The sequence below is a fragment of the Citrobacter sp. wls829 genome (genome assembly GCF_005280825.1).
In the GTDB taxonomy this organism is placed as follows: Bacteria; Pseudomonadota; Gammaproteobacteria; order Enterobacterales; family Enterobacteriaceae; genus Citrobacter; species Citrobacter gillenii.
Window position 1 is genome coordinate 1 of record NZ_SZWP01000028.1, and the last position, 2,714, is coordinate 2,714.

The window sequence follows — 2,714 nt, forward strand, 5'->3', positions numbered from 1 at the left end:
ACACACCGGTTTTTCGGGGGGATTACCCAGTGAGGAGTTCAGCATGTATAATGCTTTTACTATTCCATATGGAACCCTAACATGAATCGTTTGACTGAGATTGGTTTTATCAAGGTGGGATTCTGGCAGATTATAGACGGTAGCCTGAAGTACCATCTCGATGACAGATTCACAGATGTTAAGAACAACCTCTATGCATTTGTTTGTGATGGTGAGGTAAAATACGTTGGTAAAACCACTCGTCTACTACGTAACAGGATGTACCATTATTCACGTCCAGGCCCTTCCCAGACTACGAATATAAAAAATAACGCTAACATCATTGAGATGCTATCTAATAATGTTGCCGTTGATATCTTAGTGCTTCCAGATTCGGGACTGATGCACTACGGGCAATTTCACTTAAATCTTGCTGCTGGTCTTGAGGATTCCATCATTAGTGCCATTAACCCTGAATGGAATGGAATTCAGAGGCCAGAACTGAAGTGTGAGGAAGTAATATCAACTGAAGCTGAAATCATCACACATAGCAGTATTAAACAATTCACTTTCAACATGACAGATACGTACTGGCGAAGAGGATTCTTTAATGTGCCGGTAGTAAGTTCTCAAAAGTTTGGTAAAGACGGTGAGAACATCAAGATTGTTCTTCATGATGGCATGTCTTCCATCACGGCAATGATTAACCGAACTGCCAATCAGTCTGGTTCACCCCGCATTATGGGGGGCGTTGAGCTTAGGCAGTATTTTCAACTCAATTACACAATTGGTGATGTTGTACCTTTCGAGGTGCTCACACAAAATATGATGAAGCTAAAATGAAAGATTATTTTTTCCTTCTTACAGTCGTATCAGCCTGAACGTTCCGCAGGTTGGCCTGCTCGCTGTCAATTAAATACGCAGATTTTATCAAAGTGGATCCGGTAGTAATAAACAACGAACGTCCTCTTCGCTCAGGACGGATGGTCAGATTCGAGTACGTTCTGTCTGCGCATTAATCCGGTCAGAATCGAATATAATTAGCTTACTAACTCTTTCTTGATTCGGTAAAAGGTGGCGCGACTGATATCTGCTGCTTTCATGATGTGGGCTGGTTTAACGTTCTGTGCCAGCATTTCCCGAACCACTTCACGGGCTTGCATATCTTTTTCTTTCCCCGTATACAAACCTGCCTGTTTTGCTTTTGCGATCCCTTGTGCCTGGCGTTTACGCCGGGTTTCATAATCTTGTCGTGCCATTGTCGCGAGGATATCGATCAGCATGGCATTAACTGCTCTCAAAATGCCGCTGGTTAGGTCACTACCAGACATTTCAACCATCTGCCAGCTTGTTGGCAAATCCATTGATACAATAACCAGCCCTTTACTGTTCAGCGTAGCTTTGAGTTCAGCCCATTCTTCATGTTGAAGACGACTGAGACGGTCAATCGCTTCAATAAGAAGCAGATCGCCAGGTTGTGCTTCTTCAAGAAGATGCATTAGTTCCACACGCTCCAGCTTCGCACCGCTGGCATTCTCAATGTATTCTCCGGCAATCGACCAGTTTTTGCTTTGCGCAAATTCGCGCAAGCTAACTAATGCACGGTCAGCATGTTGGCCTTCAGTAGATGCACGGCAGTAGATACGGACATTCATTATGTATTCTCTTTTAAGTATCAAATAAATACCCATATGATACATTACATTGTTTTGTAGTCAATAGGGTTGAATTTGATTGTATTGAGACTTCTTATCATGGTCTTTATCAGGTATACCCCAAAGAGACAGTATCATTATGTTTTTTGTTGGAAATGGTTCTTATCTAATTGTCGTCTGACAAATTGAGATGAATGATTTAGCCAGCAGAAATAGCTGTTTGAGATTTTAGCATTTGATCAATGCCTGACATGGACGTCTCAACCGATTTACCCGGATGTAGCCATCGCGGAGTATGTCCTGGGAACGTATTGCCAGTAAAAACCGCCGAAGGCGGTTAACGATAAAGATATTCAGGACCGCGAGCGTAGCGAGTTCCGTCAAGCGAAGCGAAGACGGACAGTTAACGTGTGTATAAAAAACATACCAAAAACTACATTTTTCTCTATATATAAAATATTAAAATATAATTATGTAGTTCTGTTACCTGACACTCACTTCGTTCGTGTGTTCGCTTCGCTCACGATCCAGGTTTCAACGTTGTAAGGTAATACAAGTGATATCACGTAAACGCTCCTGTATCGCGTTGTCACGGGTTTTGATTGTATATCTGTAGTTGTATCATTTTTTCGCTTAAGCGTCTCAGGATGCGATTTAGGCGGCCTGGTGTCATTAAATATGTGTACAGGTGAACCAGGTGTTACTAATGGTGCAATACTTACTGGAAGCGTGCGTTCCTGATTTCATCAAAGGTTGACCCAAAAATTAAGGTGTCATGGCTATATGTAACTGAATAGTATGAAATACTACTTCTGGCAAATGTCCCGATCATAGATTCCACCATTCACAGCAAGCATTTGCTTTTTTTTCTTTGAAACCATATTGGTCATGATTTGCGAATCATCTAGGGAAGGTGCGAACAAGTCCCTGATATGAGATCATGTTTGTCATCTGGAGCCATGGAACAGGGTTCATCATGAGTCATCAACTTACCTTCGCCGACAGTGAATTCAGCAGTAAGCGCCGTCAGACCAGAAAAGAGATTTTCTTGTCCCGCATGGAGCAGATTCTGCCATGGCA

At 42.3% G+C, this 2,714-nt stretch carries 2 protein-coding genes and 1 pseudogene; 2 read left to right on the forward strand and 1 reads right to left on the reverse strand.

Annotation, left to right across the window (positions count from 1 at the left end):
• Positions 1-81: 81 nt before the first annotated feature.
• Positions 82-822 carry a GIY-YIG nuclease family protein gene (locus FDW88_RS02605; protein WP_046481660.1) on the forward strand — a complete coding sequence of 247 codons (741 nt, stop codon included), beginning with the start codon at positions 82-84 and terminating at the stop codon, positions 820-822.
• 197 nt (positions 823-1,019) lie between these two features.
• Here the strand turns inward: FDW88_RS02605 and FDW88_RS02610 are convergent, their stop codons facing one another.
• Positions 1,020-1,634: a recombinase family protein gene (locus FDW88_RS02610; protein WP_046481659.1), complete on the reverse strand. Its 615-nt coding sequence runs from the start codon at positions 1,632-1,634 to the stop codon at positions 1,020-1,022.
• Positions 1,635-2,610: 976 nt separating this feature from the next.
• On the opposite strand from FDW88_RS02610, the pseudogene FDW88_RS02615 reads away from it, so the two are divergent.
• Positions 2,611-2,714, forward strand: a pseudogene (locus FDW88_RS02615) (IS5/IS1182 family transposase); the annotation flags it as partial.